Source organism: Photobacterium sp. CCB-ST2H9, assembly GCF_023151555.2.
Taxonomy (GTDB): Bacteria; Pseudomonadota; Gammaproteobacteria; order Enterobacterales; family Vibrionaceae; genus Photobacterium.
The window spans coordinates 3,237,870-3,255,513 of the sequence record NZ_CP100425.1; the positions used below are offsets into that span (position 1 = coordinate 3,237,870).

Below are 17,644 nucleotides of genomic sequence, written 5' to 3' on the forward strand. Positions count from 1 at the left end.
CGGACAGAAAACATGAGAAATAAACACACAAACAACTGATTTAAAATACAAAAAACACACAATCACTCATGTCCATTTTATACATCCTTCCCGCAGCATAAGCGAAGGAACGAATATCTAATGGATGAAATTTCATATAAAGATTGTTTAAAGGTAATCCATATAGCGTATTTATTGTTAATGAAGTTAATTTAGTGCATTTACTCGATTTGTTCATAAATCGATTACATTTGAACCTCACCCCATAAAATAGCAACAGGTAAAAAACAAAAGACGCTTTATGACTTGAATTCCAAAGACACAAACAATAAATTAAATCCCTATTGTTCTTTACTATTTTACCTTCACTCTCTTCCAGCACTTATTCACCCAGGTGTTTATCAACGCACTTTATTTGATGTTGATTCGATTTTTATTTAAGCAAAAAACCACTTTTCGCTTACAGGAAATGAGGAAATATGACCAGCAGTGAATTGCTCTCAAAAAGTCGTCCGCTGACCGTAAAACTCGCGGACAATAAAAATTATGTTGTCACCCATTTCACGGGTGAAGAAGCAATTTCTGAAGGTTGCCGATTTTCCTTGTCTATTGCTTCAAGCGCAGAGATCAAAGAGAGTAACCTCGGTAAAAACGTCTCCGTCTCTCTGGAGCAGTCTTTAGAAACCCGCTGCTTCTCCGGGCTGTGCACTTCGGTCGAATTCACCGGGTTCAGTCAGGAAAAACAGCTTTACTTCTATCAGATCGAAGCGGCTGATCCGATGTCCTTGCTGGCTTACCGCCGGAACCGTCAGATTTTTCAGAACATGACCACCCGGCAAATTCTGGATACCCTGCTCGGCGACGCTGACTTTAAAAACTATTTTTCCTATGCCGTCTCAGGCAGCGGAAAACAGCATGAATACTGCGTCCAGCTAGACGAAACCGATCAGCAATTTATCCGCCGCCTGCTCGCCAGCGAAGGGTGGCATTTTCATATCCGTCATGAGTCCGGCAAACCTTCCGTCGTGATTGCAGATTCGAACCAGCGTTTTGAGTCCATGCCAGAACCGACGCTGTATTATCAGGACGGCAGTCAGGCATCGCACCGCGCACTCAGTCACTGGAGCCACGCCACACACATGGGCAGCACCAAAGTTTCTCTGGCTGATCACACCCAGGCACTGGCCGAGGTCTTTGAAAGCGGGGAACGGAAAAGTGCGTTTGACAGCGCACCGGCTGGTCTTGAGCAAGCCTGGTTCGGTTTGGGTCAGGACAATAAGAACGAAGCCCGCGATGCGGCCAAACGCCAGATGGAGGCTCTGGACGCAGCAAAGTCAGTCTCCAAAGCCAGTTCCAGTATTGCGGCCGTCGCCTGCGGATATAAGTTCCGCCTGAATAAACACCCGCTCAGTGCGATGAATCAGGAATACATCGTCACGCGCCTCACCCATCATATCTCAACGGAAGAATCGGGGTCTGTGCCGGTCTATCGCAATCAGTTCAGCTGTATTCCGGCGTCTTCGGTGTACCGCCCGCTGGTTCAGGAAAAACCGAAAGTCCACAGCGTGCACACGGCGTCGGTGACCGGGCCCAGCGGCGAGGAAATTTACCGCGACAAAGCCGGACGCATCAAAGTCCAGTTCCACTGGGACAGAAACGGGAAAAGTGATGAGAACAGTTCATGCTGGTTGCCGGTGTCGCAAGGTCTGGCCAGCAAAGGCTTTGGCGCCCAGTTTACACCCCGCGTCGGAGATGAAGTCCTGGTGCAGTACATTGACGGCGATCCGGACCGTCCGGTCGTCACCGGCTCTCTCTACAACACGAAAAACGCCGCGCCGTACAGCGCAGCCACCCAAAGTGGCATGAAAACCCGCTCGACCCCCAAAGGGAACAGTAAACAGGGCAATGAACTGCGCTTTGACGATCAGAAAGACAAAGAGCACATCTTCCTGCATGCGGAAAAAGACCTGCAGGTTGAGGCCAACAACGATCATCTGACGACCATCAAAGGCACGAAAAACACACAGGTTGAGAAGACGGTTACGCTGAGTGCCAAAGATGCGATTCTGGTTGAAGGCGACAAAACCATCACCACCAAAAGCAAGGAAGACTGGACGGGCGACAGCGGAAAAGATCTCAACCTGAAGGCGGGCGCCAGTATGGACCTGTCCGCCAAATCATCAGTCACCATTGACGGCAGCACCATCTCGCTCAGCGGAAAAAGCAAGATTGAACTGAAAGTCGGCGCCAGCAAAATTGAAATCAGCGCCAGCGGCATCAAGATCGATGCGCCGCAGGTCGCGATCACCGGCAAAGCAAAAGCCGAAATGAAAGCGGCCATGGTCACGGTCGAAGGACAGGGAAAAGCCGATGTCAAAGCCGCAATTGTGACCGTAAACGGCAGCGCCATGACCCAGGTGAAAGCCGGCGCCATGGTGCAGATTCAGGGCGCGATAGCCAAGGTAAACTAATGACTTTACGCAAAATTCCATACCAAAATGCCAGCGACATCATCGGGTTGTACTCACCCAGTGATCCGTTCAGCCAACTGGCGGCAGAAGGCCATGCTCCCGGGGACCTGATTGAAGCGGCCATGACGCAGGAAATGTTTGCTGATGCTGTCACATTTCTCGCTCACGCCCTGCCTGTGCGCGAGTGCATCTGGTGGGCCGCCTGCTGCGCCGCGACGCGCAGTGACTGGAATGAACACGAAGCCAATGCAGTGCGCGCCGCAAAAGCCTGGGTTCATACCCCGGACGAAACCAGCCGTCGTTACGCGGAACAGATGGCCGAACTGGCCGGACTCGAATCAGGCGCCGGATGGGCGGCTCAGTCGGCTTTCTGGAGCGGTGGCAGCATGACCAGCCCCAAAGATCCGGTCGTACCGCCGCCACCCTACCTGTACGCACAGGCCGTGGCAGGCTGCATCAACTTAAGCGCCGTCCTGCCGGATGGTGAAGATGCCAAACAACGATACCGTGATTTTATCGACATGGGTCTGAATATTGCCGCTGGCGGCAACGGCGAGAATTAGGAGTTCCGATGTTACCTGCAGCCCGTGCTACCGATATGCACATGTGTCCCATGCAAACCCCGGCGCCGGTCCCTATTCCGCACGTCGGCGGTCCGCTGCTGCCGTTGCCGACTACGGTCCTGATTGGCAACCTGCCCGCCGCCACTCTGGGGCAAATGTGCGTTTGTGTCGGCCCGCCGGACAGTGTGATCAAAGGCAGTGCCACCGTGCTGATCAACAATAAGCCGGCCGCCCGGATGGGCGACCAGACCTCACACGGCGGGGCCATCGTGATGGGGATGCCGACCGTGCTGATTGGTGGCTAATTGGTAGCGGATTGGAAGCTGATTGGTAGCTGATCGTCGGCTGATCCATTCAGACAGACGGACTCAAATGCGGAGACAACTGCCGGTCGGGATATGCTCGATGCGATCGCCGAGCACCTGTTTCATGATCCGAAATGCTTTCATGCCGGTGCAATGGCCGGTGTAGAGGCGATCAATGGGGTAAGCGCTGAGTTGCTCCCCGATTTTCCGGATATCGGCCTCACTGCCACCCAAAGTATTGAAAAGCGGCAATCCCATCAGATGAAACCCGCCGACAACGGCTTTGATCCGGACACCCGGAAACATCTCCACCGCCGTCTCAATCATATTTAACACGCCGGAATGAGCACAGCCGGTGAAAATCACTAGCCCGTCCGGCTCCTGTATGATCATAAAGAGTTCATGCTCAAAAGGATCGGGCCTCAGACTATGTTTTTCCCCTGCGAACAAGTACCGGTTGCCGGCAGGCCGCGGATACTTTTCACTGATGTTCACGACACAGAACACATTGGGACAGATCTCCGTGGTCTGACGAATCAGCCAGAGCCTGTCTTTAAAATCTTCCAGCGGCGTGACATCCAGGCCGACCTCAAACTGAAGTGCAGTGTATTTGAATATCGGGTATTTAAAAAAGTAAGACTCGGTCGGACACGCACGTAAGCAAACCCTGGCGTGCTGATTCTCGCGCAGAAAAACAGGTAAGCCGTTGCCATGATCATGGTGCCGGTGAGACAGAACAGCGACATCGACACGTGCAATATCTAAATCCAGCTGCCGGGCATTCTGCAAGAAAGTCTGTCCGCCGCCGACATCAAAAAGGATGGCACACGCCCCGGTGCTGACGTGATAAGACAGACCTTTCTCCGCCTTCAAATCTGTTCTGTTGGCAATCTTTTGATTATCAGCCAGGACATGAATGATCATGTACGCCTCCTTTCTCCGCTTACATCAACAAGCCGACGGCAAGTGTGAGCAGGCTGATCCCGATAGCCACAAAGTAAATCAGCTGATAGTGCCGGTTTTTAATCATGACAATCGCCGGGAACAGCATCCCCACGGCGATGACTGCCGGACCGCTGATCATTTTAATCAGGTCAATGATATTCGGATTCAGGATCCCGATGCCGACGAGCGCAACCGTCACCAGAACCATCAGGCCTTTTTCGTCGACTTTTTTGCTAAGAGGGGAATCCTTTAATCCGTCCTTAACACCAATGACCGTGCCCATGAGCGCACCAAAAGACGCGGCAGCCACGATAAAGAAACCAACAACGTTGAACCAGCCGCCTCCCATCAGCTGTGCGACCAGTGAAATTGAGTTGGCATTTTTATCCGCGCTGTCGAGCAATGCACTGTTCAGAGACATCGAAACAGAGAACGAAAAGAACATCACCGTCACTGCAATTGCGGAACAACTGGCAAGCAGAGTCCGGGACGCAGATTGCTCACACACAGTTTTATTGTTATTGCTGTCTCGCATACTGGATTCGATGTACCCGGAGACGCAAGGAGAGAAATTCATGGCAAAGATGATGATCGGAATTAACGTGATGATCTCTTTCAGATGAAGTTCGGAAGGAGCAGACACAAGCTGCCAGTCCCATTTGGGAATTAACAAGCAGGACAGAAACAGAAGTACCAGAGATAAAGGCACAGCAATGTATTTCGTCAGCGACACGATCCGCCCGTGTCCTTGCGCCGAAAACAGATAAATAACAAGACCGATGCCAATCGCAGCAGCAATGCGTGCAATGTCGGTGTATTCCGGCGGTACACTCTGGGAGATGGCAGCCACCAGTGCGATGAAGTTAATCATGCAGATAGAAAAACTGGAAATAAACAACAAAGCGGCGTAAAGAAGCGAGGCCTTTTGCCCGGCCATGGATTTAATGGTCGCCACGGAGCCCCCGCCAGTTCCGCCGGAAATAATTAATCCGGAAAGTGTTTTATGATTCAGATAAGACAGCGGAATGCATAAAACAACCATGACCAAAAAGGCTGAAATACCGATGGTACCTGGTCCCAGCGCTTGCGGCACAAACAGCACCCCAATACCCATTGCAGTTGCGAAATGTGTTGCGACCCAACGGGAATTGACCCTATTGCGGGTGGCGGGGTGACTCACTGCAGACAAACTCACGTTTCATGCCTCCTGAATCGTCTTCTCATTCAACCGATGCCCTAGTGTTTGATACAAAAAAAACATCAAACCGCCATCAATCATGGAAGACAAACATTTCACTCAATAACCAATATGAAACAAAAAGCATTAAATTAGACGACAATATCAGTCAATTCAACCAAATGAATGATTGAGTTTAATATTTGTGACAACTACATATATTCCACATAAAGAGTGTGGAATATATACATCTAGATTGATATAAATCCCTCCATTGCGGAGGGGTGCCTGAGTGGTCTAAAGGGAATATCTTCTTTCAGGGAGTATTGAGTGCATTCTCGCGCTCCGTAGGTTCAAATCCTGCTCCCTCCGCCACTTCGACCCTCACCAGTCTGTGTCGCAACATTGATGTGAGGTCTTATGTCTAAAGTATCCAGCCAGTTCAAAGCATGTCATTTCCGGGATGAGTTTCCTGACATCAAGCGGGAGATACACCCCGGGTACCAGTTCTCTTGCCTGAAAGGCATCAATGATGGCGTGAATCCCTTTCTTGTGTATCGGACCCTGAACGGCCAGGTCGACAAAATCTTCCACGAGGCGTCTTTCGACGACACTTGCGTCGATGCCTTTGTTCAGCTCATTGCCAATGAGTCTGTCATTACGGATAAACTGCTGGTTGCCGGAGCGCACACTGTGGTTAACCTGAAAGACCGGCTTGAGATCGGAAAAGAGCCCATCGTCTCGCTTGATTTCAGCCTGAAGGCCATCGATAAAATCAACCAGCAGATCGGTATTGAGGCCGATTTCATGATCCCGCTGAACGATTTTTTCATGGAACATGACCCGTCAACGACCTCAGATCAGGCGGATAATAGATATCGTCAGGATGCCGTGTCCGAATATATTCTGCCGACACAAGCTGAGGAAATGTTCAAAGCCCACGCACGTCAGAGTGGCCGGAGCATTCAACCGTTTTATTGCAGTGAAAAAGGTATGGCTGACCGGTTTAACCGGCACATCAAAAATAAAAAGAAAGACTCTGAGCTTTTCGTTAGTTCGGATTCCGGGGCGAACTGGTACATGAGAATTGAAGATCAGTTCATTCCTGTCATTGAAAATAACAAACCCAACTGCGTTGCAGGCAACGCAGCCACGGAACGAGCCACCCGCTATCACATCACGCCAAACAAACAGTTCGATCACTACACGTCCCGGATCGGAATCTATCCACGCTGCTCCATGAACAACGTACTGAACGGATACCGGGTTGCCTGCAAAACGTATGATCACTTTGATATGCCTGGGTATTTCGTGTTCTTTGGAGGCTCATGCGCTTAACGAAGACAAAAGCATCTGCATAATAAAGTAATGTCACGAGCATAAAGGTCACAACAGTGGCCTTTTCTTATTTTTCTCTCCCGGCAACTTCCACTCAGATACCTTTTTCCCGCCAGTGTCTCGATCGATCCTGAAAGCTGAAAAACTCTTGCAAAAAGCTTTCTGCCCGACCAAGAGATCGGTGAAATGCAACCGATGGCTTCCGCCGCATCCATCCAAGAAAAATAAATAGCAATAAAACCCACTAATTGATCAATATTAAGTCAAATAAGCAATTACAACCGATTATGATAGGTAATTTCACCTTTCATCATTCAATCAGTAATATTTGTGACCAGTGAGTTTATTCAGGATATTTCCGCTGGATGGTATGAAATTGAATTGATATAAATACACCCATCGCGGAGGGGTGCCTGAGTGGTCTAAAGGGAGTATCTTCTTCAACAGGATATTGAGTGTTACCATGCGCTCCGTAGGTTCAAATCCTGCTCCCTCCGCCACATTTCTCTGCTTTGGAGCAACCGGGTTAGCGAATACCGTTTCCGTTCCGGGTACCAGTTGTCGAGTGTTATCCTTCTTGAATCACATCCCTCAAATCAAGCACTTTTGTTCCCTGTATTCTTCGTGTTTTCAGCCCATGCTTTTGATTAATATGCTTTCCTCAAATTTTAATGACGTGTAGAAACCTAAGAAAAACATGCGACATTTACTGATTTTGGTCCTGTTTCTGGGACTTTCAGGGTGCTCGACCCTTGGACAGCCGACATTCAACGTAGTGGTTGATTCTTTGACATCCGGTACAGCGCAGCATCAAAAAACCTATGTACTGCTGCCCGGAAATGCGGGTGTTTCGGTGAATGACCTTCAGTTCAGAGAATACTCGACTTATCTGGTGCGGGTGCTGCAAGCCAAAGGCTATGTTGCCGCAACCACCCCTGAATCCGCGGAACAGGCGATCTTTTTGTCTTACGGCATTGGTGAACCCCAAACCCAGCACTATTCGTATCAGCTGCCGACATGGGGACAAACCGGCGTCGCCTTTGCTAACAGCTACAAGACCACCAGCACATTCGGCAGTATGACATCGCAGACCGGGACGACAATGAACACCCCGTCCTACGGAATCACGGGATATCAGACTTACACAGCTTCCGAAACCACTTTCCTGAAATATGTCCAGATCGAAGGCGTTGCTTTCGACAAAAACAGCCGCTCAGAAACACCGGTTCCGTTGTGGAAAACCACAGCGACCAGTTCAGATGCCAGTGACGATCTCCGTCGGGTATTCCCGGTTTTGGTGGCTGCATCGGCACCTTACCTAGCCGCCAACACAGGTCAGAAAGTCCATGTCGCTCTGACGGAATCCGATGCGGCCGTCAGTTCAGTGAAAGGCCTGCCAGTGAAAGGTCTGCCGCTGGAATAACCCCCTCGGAATTGCCCGTCTGTCAGACGGGCTTTTCTGAAGCACGGCTTCTGATATCCTGCCCCACCTGCCTACTCAGGAAAGAATCACGGCACCAGCCGGTAAGTAATGACATACAGCTGATCATCATCCGGATAAATCTCCCGAATCACGGTTTTCAGCTCAGCCAGCGTCATATTTTCCTGCCGGGCATGAAATTCAGACAAGTCCTGAAATAAAATGGGTTCGACGGAAAGAATCTCAAGCCGACAAAAGTCCCGGCCCTCTTCCAGCGTTGAGACCTGCACAACACTTCCAGGCACATAATGGCTTTCAGAAACATCCCGGATGGTGATGGTTTTCCGGCCCGACAGAATATCGGCTTCAAAACGGGCGAAAAATGTCATGGTCGTGGGTGCAATCATCGGTGTCTCCCGAATTCAGATTGAGCGGTATGTTTCAGTGGTGTCAGGCACATGGCAATCCCGGCTGCATAAATCAGAGGCAGCACAGATACCGCTATCCCCACCAGAATTGCCGACGCATCAGTCATCGCGCCTGTCACAATATCATAGGACGTGAAGGTCCGGACCAGCCCAATCAGAGCCGCAAAAAAGCCACTGACCCAGGCCATTTTCTCCGCACAGGCCAGTTTTTCCTGAAATGATTTCCCCTGTGAAGCCGCATAACCGGCAACAGAAACAGCAACGACATAACAAAGCGCCTGCGGGTCCAGTAACATCACAAGATCATCGAAAGGGATGAGCAGACTTATCAGGAAAACAGGGACCATGGCATTCAGGCAATACGACGCAGACCATTTCATATTCATCAACTCGCAGTGCAAAACTTCAGCGGTTCAACCACCGCGAACCTGCGGTGCCTGTCAGTAAAGCGCTGTTGCATCATGATTGATATTCCCCTGCCAGTAACTGCGCTGGAGACAATGGGTCTCCCTGCCAGACATAACGGTGACGGCTTTTGATCAAACCCGAGAGTTCAAGCAGAATCCGTTCTTCCACCAAGGATAAGCCGTCTTCACATAAATACTGCTGATGCAGCACAATGATAGGTTCCAGAAAAGAGAAAGAGCGCGGGTACACCTGCCGGTAAGCACGCTTCAGCGTATCAGCCGCCAGGTAAAAGTGACCGACAGCCAAACGCCGGCTGGAAAAAGGGGCCTGCGAAATTTCCGTGGCACTTTTTCCGGTTCTGGCATCCGTGACCGTCACCTGATCCCGAGCGACCTGAATGTAAATCACCCGTCGATATTGCCGCAGTCTGTTCATACCTCGATCCTTTCTTCACTCACCCGATCTCATCAGATCAAGCCTGATCCTTTTTCTCTTCCAGCAGGAATTTCCCGGACTGCACCAGGATCTTTCCGACACTGATCCAGATTTTCAGAATATAAAAACCGAAGAACAAAGCGATGATATTCATAAACGACTGCGAGACTTTGATTTCATGGCTGCCAAAAGCCAGAAAGAACCCCTGTTCCTGCGTATCAATCAGGTACTGATGCACCGGGCTGCCCGGAAACTCCTGAATATAGTCGTTCAGGTTCAGCGCCAGCAGCATCAGAACATAAGCGCCCATCACCAGCAGGCCACCGCCGATGATCAGCTGAAACAGCCGGGACAGACTCACCTTATTGCCTCGTGGCTGTGCGCGTTGGGGCCCCTGCGTTTGTGCGTGTTGCGAATTCGACTCGATGTGATGTATGCCGGCCTGCCGCATCGTAAACCATCCTCTGAGATCCCGACGTCCTTCGGAATCGGAATAAATGAAAACAGTTACGAGCGGCAACCAATATTGAAAAGATAAATAAAGACAATCGGTTATCTGAGTTTTTTGCGAGCTCTATTCAAAAAAAGGCACTTCATCACGGCACCGTGCACAAGGTTTTATAGATTCTGACGTTTTACTAATACAGAAGACAATGATGAATAGCTGTATCCAATACAGCAGAACCCACCCGTTTGCCTGAAAAACACGGCAAATGAAGCATTCTAAGGGACAAACAATGAATATCAGTCAGGTGATTGACGCACTGCGAGAGAGCGGCTACTACCAGCGCTTAGTTCCCGAGCAAAGTGCGATCAACATTCGCAACTTTGTCTACGGCGACATGGACTACACCGATTTTCAACCGAATCCGACCCTGCCCGGATTTTTCATGTCCAAGTTCTTCAAGGAAAATCTGAAAGACCTGGAAGATACCCCGGAACAGATCGCCCGGTATTTACACGCGCTGGCCCTGTCGATGGAAGACAAGTCATGGGTCACCAGCGTCAACATCCGGAAACTAAGACAGTGGATGCCGACCTTCCATGACTACATCATGTCTCCGTCTCAACTGATGCAGCGCCTTTTCGCCGATGAGTATGATGCAGAAGATGGGATCGAACGACTCAGGAAGGAATTCTCAGAAACCGAAGTCCGCGAATTTCTTCAAAGTGACCACCTCAAAACAGACGGGCATTACAACGATGAACATCATCTGTACTGCCGCTATGTGTGGTTTCCTGAGCTCGAACAGGCGGTGGCAGAAAAAGATCCGGCCCGTTTCGAAGCACTGCTGCTCACTTACCTGCAGGCGCTGGCACACGATTATGCCAATGCCAGCTACATTCCCAACTTACGCAGAAGAAAACGTAAAGGGGACAACAACCAATACCGGACTTCGCTGCCGCCCGAAGCCATTCAGGCACTGACCGCGCTTCTGCAGGGACAGGGAGACTGGGATCAGGATCCGGAGCTGATCCGCAGCCACCTGAATCGCGAACCCATCTATAAACATGACCGGACCGCTTATACCCTGCTGGAAGCCGATCAGGATTTTTGTGCCCTGTTCCGCTGGATTTGCAATAGTGAAGACGAAATTATCCTGCAGTCCGGTGCGGCCAACAATCTGAAGCAGCTGGTCTTTTTGCTGGACCCGAACGTGTGGATTGAGCAGCATTTCCTGCAGGACTGCTACCACTATTGCAGCTGGTCTGATGAAGATGAGGTGATGGAGGAGCTGACCGCTGCAATCGAAGCCGCCCCTGACAAAAAAGATCAGCTCATTGCCTTTACCCTGCGCTACACCTTTGAACATTACGACTGCTCGTTCGGACGTACACCGGCAGGCACGCCGGAAAACAACCCGCATAATCAGCTGATCCGCACGTTGATTGCGCAGTATGGTGCCCGCTACCTCTGGGAGACGTTCGAGCCCAGAAGCATTATTGAGCAGCGGCTGGGGTATTACACCCTCGCCTCCCTGGCAGAAGACGGCAGCCTGGCTGAACTGAAAAACGCCTATGATCGCCAGTGGCTGGAAGGGCTCAGTGCCCGGTTCACCCAAAACGACAAAGATGCTCAATTACTGTTTGATTATCTTCTCTCCGGAGAACACGAAAGCCAGATCAGCAAATTAGCGATCAATCCAGAGTGTCGTTTCGGGACGGTGTGTTATCTGGAAGACCCACTGCTGCAACGCCTCACCCGCGTAATGCTGAACGGCAAAAACACCAAACACTTCCCGCGCTATCTGATGGGTGCTCACCGGCTCTTCACATCAGCACCGTTACGTCTGATTTCAGACGTGGTGCTTGAAAAACCGGCCTATCACGACATCGCTTTCAAAGCCTACGCCGAGTACGCCGAATCTTTTGCGGAGCGGAATGAGCTGGGGGATGACAGTTATCGCTGGCAGGGGATCGAGTTTACCGACCACATTGCCGCAGCAGAACTGGAATATCTGATGCAGCATGGTATGGCCTGCGTGCACCAGCTCTCCAAACAGTCCGCCAAATATAAAGGGATTCTGCTGCCCATGCTGAAAGGGCGGATCTCCGTCGCCGAAGAAGCCCTGTTGCTGGTTGATTTCCTGAAAGAAAAACAGAAAGGGGTCATTACAGCCACCAAAGCATGTCTGAACGCCCTGCCGGAGGCACTCCGCCAGACCGTCCGCGAGAAAATTCTGACCGAACTTGCGACCTTCAATGCGCAGCAGGAAGTCCATGCGGTTGAAGTGCTGTGTGACCAAGGCATTGATTCAGACATGGCCCGTCAGCTGTTGGAACGGGTTCAGTCGACTGCATCCCGCACCCTGCTGGTTGAACAAGGCAATCTCGATTTCACGCAATTATATACCGGTGCTGGGGGTCAGTTTGATCTGGATGCCTATCTGGCGGAAAGCTATACCGCACCGAAAAAAGCGCCGCTCGATCTCAGTCTGCTGCCCCTGCCGGAACGGACCGACGGCAAACCAGCAGACGACGCCGTCATGCAGCTGTGCCTGATCTATCAGAACCACGAAGGCTACAGCGTCAGTCAGGAAGCCCACGCGATTGCAGGCGCCTTTACGCCGGCATCTCTGTCGCAGTTTGCACACAGCCTGCTGAGCGGATTTGGCCCGAAAATCACCGCCAAGAATAAATGGTTGATGACGATCCCTGCTATTCACGGTGATGCCAGCGTGATGAAAGCACTGGCGGCCCTGACGGAAAAATTCGCCAACGGTTCCAAGCACCAGCTGGCCGGTCACCTGATGAAAATAATGGGGCTCAGCGGCCTGACGCAGGCCTACATGGAAATCGACCGCATCTGCCGCAATACCAAAAAGCAAAGTGTCAAAGATGCCGCCAACGAAGCCTTTGTCATCGGCGCGAAGCAAGCGGGGATCACCAAAGACGAACTCGGCGATCAGCTGGTAGACGATCTGGGCTTTGACGGAGACCAGATTCCACTCGAATACAGTGGTCAGACGCTGTCACTGATCCTCAATGAGGAACTGAAATTTGTCATCCGCAAACCAGACGGCAAACTCACCAAAACCCTGCCGAAACCCAAGCAAGACGATGATGCCGAGCAGGCGGAGCAGGCCAAACAGCATTTCAACGCGCTGAAAAAGCTGCTGAAAGACATGGTCGGCCTGCAGGTCAGACGCATGGAAGATGCTTTTGTGGCGTGGCGGATGTGGTCCCTCGACCGCTGGCAGGCTCTGTTTCTGGGGAATCCGGTGATGCACAAAATTGCCAGCCAGCTGGTCTGGGGGGTGTACGAAAATAACCAGCTGGTCTGTACCTTCCTGCCGAATCCGGAACCGGTCGACATGGAAGATGAACCGGTCGACCTCCCGGCCAACGGCAACATCGGGCTGGTCCATCCAACCGAACTGTCTTCCGGACAACTGGAAGCCTGGCAGAGTTACTTTGACGACTGGAATCTGGAACCTTTGTTCGGCCAGCTGTCGCGGGATGTCGTCGAACTGCAACCGGCCACGGGCAATCAGTACCATGTGCCGTGTTTCAGCCGCAAGTCGCCATCCACCGTCATTAACCGGCTGCGTAAAAACGGCTGGGCGGTCGGTTCCGTGCGCGACGGTGGTTCATTCGACGAACTCTACAAAGAGCTGGACGGGCTCAACGTCGGCATTGAAATCACCCTTGATGAAAGTGTCTGGCATGGCGGATACGGCTACGAAAGTGATGAATCGACAGTCACCGCGAAAACCGTCGAGTTCTACCGCACCGGTCGTCTGCACCGGGGCAGCTATATCTACGATGACTTGCAGGAAGAAGAATACGCCGATCTTCGCCTGACAGCTGACGACCTGCCGGAACGGGTTGCCCGCGAGCTGCTGCTGGAAGCCAAGAAAGCCTTCCTGTAACACTGCGTCTCTTCCAGCCAGCCCTCACCTGACGGGCTGGCTGGTTTCTCCGTTTTACTCACGCTCAGGACAAAAGAATGAATATCAGCACGGTACTCGATCAGCTACGGGACAATCCGCTGTACGATGAGCCGGAAGCCGGGCAGGTCATCAGCCAGATCCGGGATTTTGTATACAGCGATACCAGTTTGAACCAATTCCAGGTCACGCCCTGCTTATCGCCCATTGATTTAGAAGTCTTTCTCAACCAGACCCTGGAGACGCTGGACGATACTCCGGACCACATTGCCCGATTTCTGCACGCCTTGATCCTGTCGACCGAAAATCAGCAATGGCTCAAAAGTGTCAGAATCAAAAAACTCCGCGCCGTCATGCCGACTTTTCAGGACTGCATCAAAGCCGATTTTACGCTCATGGCGGAGATATTCTCCGACTATTTCGGCAGTGATGCCGGGATCAGCCATCTCCGCGCCATCTTCAGAGAAGATGACCTGCGTCAGTTCTTCGCCGATGAGCGCCATAAAACCAACGGACACTATCACGGCCCCCACCACCTGTACTGCCGGGGAGTCCTGTTCCCTGAAATCAGACAGGCGCTGGCGCGGCGTGACGCCGCGCACTTTGAAGAAGCGCTGATCACTTATCTGCAGGATTTAACCAGTGATTATGCCAACTGTGATTCGTTTCCCGATGCCGATGCGCTGGACAAGAACGACATCAGCCAGTACCGGGCTGCACTGCCGGTCGAGGCAATCACAGGACTCACCGAGCTGCTGCGCGGACAGGGCGACTGGGAGCAGACCCCAGCGCTGATCCGGGCGCATCTGCACCGGAAGCCTCTTTTCTATCATCAGCAGGCCGCATTTACGCTGCTGGAAGCCGACGAGGATTTCACCGATTTATTCCACTTTCTCAGTGACAGCAAGGATCCCATCGTCCACCAGTCTGTTGCGGCCAACCATCTGAAGGAACTCGTCTTTCGGCTGGAACCTTCGCTCTGGTTTAAGAAACAGCTCAAATTAAATGGCTTCCCCGATTGCCGCTGGTCCAGCAAACGGGAGGTTCTTGAAGAACTCAATCAGGCCGTTGCTGCAAATCCGGATATTCAGGCGCCACTCATTGCATTCATTGTCCGATACAGCATCGAACACTATGCCTGTTCTTTCTCTCGCATACCGGCCGATGCCCGAAAACCCAACCCGCACGATCAGATTCTGCAAGCTCTGATTGAAACCTACGGCGCCCAAACCATCTGGGAGAGTTTCGAACCGCGCGATAATACCGTCGCACTTCGGGGTTATTACACGCTCAACCGGCTCGCCGCTGACGATCAGCTGGCGGCTCAGAAAGCCGAACGCGATCGGCAGTGGATTCAATCGTTCAGCCCGGCGCTGACAGACAATGCTCAGGATGCCGAGCTGCTCGCTGAATACCTGCTGACCGGGAAACACGAAGCAGCAATCGGCACGCTTACACTTCAGCTTGCGGAAGACAGCAAGTTCCCGCCAGTCTGCTATCTGGAAGATCTGCAGTTACAACGCCTGACCCGGGTCATACTGAACGGAAAAAATGACCCGCTTTTCGCCGACTTCTTCAAGGCTGCGGAACGAAAATTTACAGCGACCCCGCATCGGCTGATCTCTGCGATTGTGCTGGAGCGACCTGAATACCAGGCCATCGCTTTCCCGGTTTACGCCGACTTTGCCGAAACATTTGCTGAAATCAACGATCGCCGTTCAGACGAGTATGAATGGCGCAACGTCAGATTCCGGCGTCATATTGCTGCCAATGAACTGCAGTATCTGCATCAGCATGGCGTGGCTGTGGTTCAACAGCTGTCAACCCTGCCCGCCCGGTTCAGAGCCATTGTGCTGCCGTTTTTCAAAGGCCAGATCACGACCATTGAAGAAGCGCAGCTGCTGGTTTCCCTGCTGAAAGACAAACACAAAGGCGCCATTGCCGCGGTGAAGGACTGCATTCTGGCGTTACCGCATCCGATCCGGGCTGCCGTCATGAATCAGATAATCGAAGACCTGACGACCTTCAGTGCCCCGCAGGAAGCGCATGCGATTGAACTCATCTGTGCGTCTGGCGTGAATACGCCAACCGCCTGTCAGTTACTGGATAAGGTCAGTACCGCCGCTTCCCGCGCCCTCTTGATCGAACACGGCAAGATTGATCTCTGCAGCCTTTATACCAATTCTGCGGACACCAATGCAGCAGGCGGATTTGATCTGGATGCCTATCTGGCCGACAACTATCACCAACCGAAAAAATCACCGGTTGATTGCAGCCTGCTGACGCTGCCGGAACGTAGGGATGGTAAGCCGTCAGCCGATGCCGCCATGCAACTGTGCCTGATTTATCAGCATCACGACGGCGACCACAGCAGCCAGGAAGCGAACGCGATTGCCGGCACTTTCACTCCGGATTCGCTGGCACAATTTGCGCACAGTATCCTCAGTGCCTACGTCGACAAAATCACGAACAAAAACAAATGGCTGCTGTCGATTCCGGCCATCCATGGTGATGCCAGTGTGATAACCGCACTGGCAACACGACTTGAAAAATTTGCCGGAAGTTCGAAACACCAGCTGGCCGGGTACGCGATGAAACGCATGGGACTCAGTGGCCAGAAGGTCGCCTTCATGGCCATTGACCGCATCAGCCGCAACAGCAAAAAGCAAAGCGTGAAAGATGCGGCCCGGGCAGCTTTTACCATCGGTGCCAGACAGGCCGGGATCAGCCCGGATGAACTCGGCGATCAGCTGGTGGACGATTTGGGTTTCGACGGCGACCACATTCCGCTCGACTACTGCGGTCAGACGCTGTCGCTGGTTCTCAATGACGATCTGAAATTTGTCATCCGCAAACCAGACGGCAAACTCAGCAAAACCCTGCCGAAGCCGAAACAGGGCGATGACGCCGCGCAGGCAGTGCAAGCCAAACAACACTTCAACACCCTGAAAAAGCTGCTGAAAGACATGGTTGGACTGCAGGTGAAGCGCATGGAAGATGCCTTTGTCGCCTGGCGGACCTGGTCCTTTGAGCGCTGGCACGCACTCTTTCTGGGCAATCCGGTGATGCACAAGATTGCCGGTCAGCTGATCTGGGGCGTCTATGATGATGATCAGCTCATCCGCACTTTCCTGCCGAATCCGGAACCTGTCGATACGGCAGATGAACCGGTGACGATTCAGCCCGATGCAAGAATCGGCCTGGTCCATCAGACAGAGCTGTCTGACCCGCAACTGGCCGCCTGGCAAAGCTATATGGACGACTGGAACCTGACGCCGCTGTTTGGCCAGCTGACACGGGAAATTGTCCGGCTCGAACCCGCCACCAGCAATCAGTACAAAGTGCCGGGCTTCGGCCGCAAATCGCCCTCGACCGTGATCAACCGGCTGCGTAAAAACGGCTGGTCGGTTGGTTCCGTACGGGATGCCGGTTCTTTTGACGAAATCTACAAAGAGCTGGACGGCCTCAGTGTCGGGATTGAAATCACCTTCGATGAGGACATCTGGCACAGCAGTGACGGCTACGAAAGCGATGAACCCAGGGTCACCGCCAAAACCATTGAGTTTTACCGTACCGGTCAGTTGCCGCGGGGCAGTTACGTCTACGATGACCTGCAGGACAAAGCATACGCCAACCTGCGTCTGGCCGTCGACGATCTGCCGGTCCGGATTGCCCGCGAGTTGCTGCTGGAAGCTCAAAACGCTTTCCAGTAATCCAAACCGAACCGTCAGCCCTGAGCTGCTGACGGTGTTTGAATGTGAACCACGGCGCTCTGGTGAACAAC

General features: G+C 52.2%; 13 protein-coding genes and 2 tRNA genes. 9 read left to right on the forward strand and 6 right to left on the reverse strand.

What is annotated here, in order from left to right; all coding sequences use genetic code 11:
• Positions 1–458: 458 nt before the first annotated feature.
• Genes L4174_RS14870 through L4174_RS14880 form a run of 3 tightly spaced genes read left to right on the forward strand, consistent with a single transcriptional unit; the run spans position 459 to position 3,318 of the window.
• On the forward strand, positions 459–2,450 hold the full coding sequence (locus L4174_RS14870; protein WP_248144254.1) for a type VI secretion system Vgr family protein: 1,992 nt from the start codon (positions 459–461) through the stop codon (positions 2,448–2,450).
• Positions 2,450–3,013, forward strand: coding sequence for a Twin-arginine translocation pathway signal (locus L4174_RS14875; protein ID WP_248144255.1), 564 nt, complete (start codon positions 2,450–2,452; stop codon positions 3,011–3,013). The genes L4174_RS14870 and L4174_RS14875 overlap by 1 nt, the downstream gene beginning before the upstream one ends.
• A gap of 8 nt (positions 3,014–3,021) precedes the next feature.
• The gene (locus L4174_RS14880; RefSeq protein ID WP_248144256.1) at positions 3,022–3,318 is read left to right on the forward strand and encodes a PAAR domain-containing protein; all 297 of its coding nucleotides are present in this window, start codon (positions 3,022–3,024) and stop codon (positions 3,316–3,318) included.
• A gap of 63 nt (positions 3,319–3,381) precedes the next feature.
• Here L4174_RS14880 and L4174_RS14885 read toward each other — a convergent pair whose 3' ends face one another.
• Together L4174_RS14885 and L4174_RS14890 are read right to left on the reverse strand one after the other, a co-directional pair.
• Entirely contained in the window at positions 3,382–4,242 is an 861-nt protein-coding gene (locus L4174_RS14885; protein ID WP_248144257.1) for an MBL fold metallo-hydrolase, read from the reverse strand.
• A 19-nt stretch (positions 4,243–4,261) separates the two neighbouring features.
• Positions 4,262–5,458 (reverse strand): hypothetical protein, encoded by a 1,197-nt coding sequence (locus L4174_RS14890; protein ID WP_248144258.1) that lies wholly within the window; start codon positions 5,456–5,458, stop codon positions 4,262–4,264.
• Between the two features lie 260 nt (positions 5,459–5,718).
• Here L4174_RS14890 and L4174_RS14895 point away from each other — a divergent pair.
• The 4 genes from L4174_RS14895 (at position 5,719) to L4174_RS14910 (ending at position 8,201) form a co-directional block, all read left to right on the forward strand.
• A tRNA-Leu gene (locus L4174_RS14895) sits at positions 5,719–5,815 on the forward strand.
• 45 nt (positions 5,816–5,860) lie between these two features.
• Positions 5,861–6,778 (forward strand): hypothetical protein, encoded by a 918-nt coding sequence (locus tag L4174_RS14900; protein ID WP_248144259.1) that lies wholly within the window; start codon positions 5,861–5,863, stop codon positions 6,776–6,778.
• Positions 6,779–7,181: 403 nt separating this feature from the next.
• Positions 7,182–7,278: transfer RNA gene (locus L4174_RS14905), tRNA-OTHER, on the forward strand.
• A 197-nt stretch (positions 7,279–7,475) separates the two neighbouring features.
• Complete coding sequence (locus L4174_RS14910; RefSeq protein ID WP_248144260.1) at positions 7,476–8,201, forward strand: hypothetical protein; 726 nt, start codon at positions 7,476–7,478, stop codon at positions 8,199–8,201.
• An 86-nt stretch (positions 8,202–8,287) separates the two neighbouring features.
• Here L4174_RS14910 and yqfB read toward each other — a convergent pair whose 3' ends face one another.
• The 4 genes from yqfB to L4174_RS14930 form a co-directional block, all read right to left on the reverse strand.
• A complete protein-coding gene (gene yqfB, locus L4174_RS14915; protein WP_248144261.1) occupies positions 8,288–8,605 on the reverse strand; it encodes a N(4)-acetylcytidine aminohydrolase in 318 nt (105 codons plus the stop codon).
• Positions 8,602–9,012 carry a hypothetical protein gene (locus L4174_RS14920; protein WP_248144262.1) on the reverse strand — a complete coding sequence of 137 codons (411 nt, stop codon included), beginning with the start codon at positions 9,010–9,012 and terminating at the stop codon, positions 8,602–8,604. The genes yqfB and L4174_RS14920 overlap by 4 nt, the downstream gene beginning before the upstream one ends.
• A gap of 73 nt (positions 9,013–9,085) precedes the next feature.
• The gene (locus tag L4174_RS14925; RefSeq protein ID WP_248144263.1) at positions 9,086–9,469 is read right to left on the reverse strand and encodes a hypothetical protein; all 384 of its coding nucleotides are present in this window, start codon (positions 9,467–9,469) and stop codon (positions 9,086–9,088) included.
• Between the two features lie 37 nt (positions 9,470–9,506).
• Complete coding sequence (locus tag L4174_RS14930; RefSeq protein ID WP_248144264.1) at positions 9,507–9,830, reverse strand: hypothetical protein; 324 nt, start codon at positions 9,828–9,830, stop codon at positions 9,507–9,509.
• A gap of 376 nt (positions 9,831–10,206) precedes the next feature.
• Here L4174_RS14930 and L4174_RS14935 point away from each other — a divergent pair, with 376 nt between their 5' ends.
• Both L4174_RS14935 and L4174_RS14940 read left to right on the forward strand, forming a co-directional pair.
• Positions 10,207–13,842 carry a DUF4132 domain-containing protein gene (locus L4174_RS14935; RefSeq protein ID WP_248144265.1) on the forward strand — a complete coding sequence of 1,212 codons (3,636 nt, stop codon included), beginning with the start codon at positions 10,207–10,209 and terminating at the stop codon, positions 13,840–13,842.
• A 77-nt stretch (positions 13,843–13,919) separates the two neighbouring features.
• A complete protein-coding gene (locus tag L4174_RS14940; RefSeq protein WP_248144266.1) occupies positions 13,920–17,573 on the forward strand; it encodes a DUF4132 domain-containing protein in 3,654 nt (1,217 codons plus the stop codon).
• Positions 17,574–17,644 lie beyond the last annotated feature (71 nt).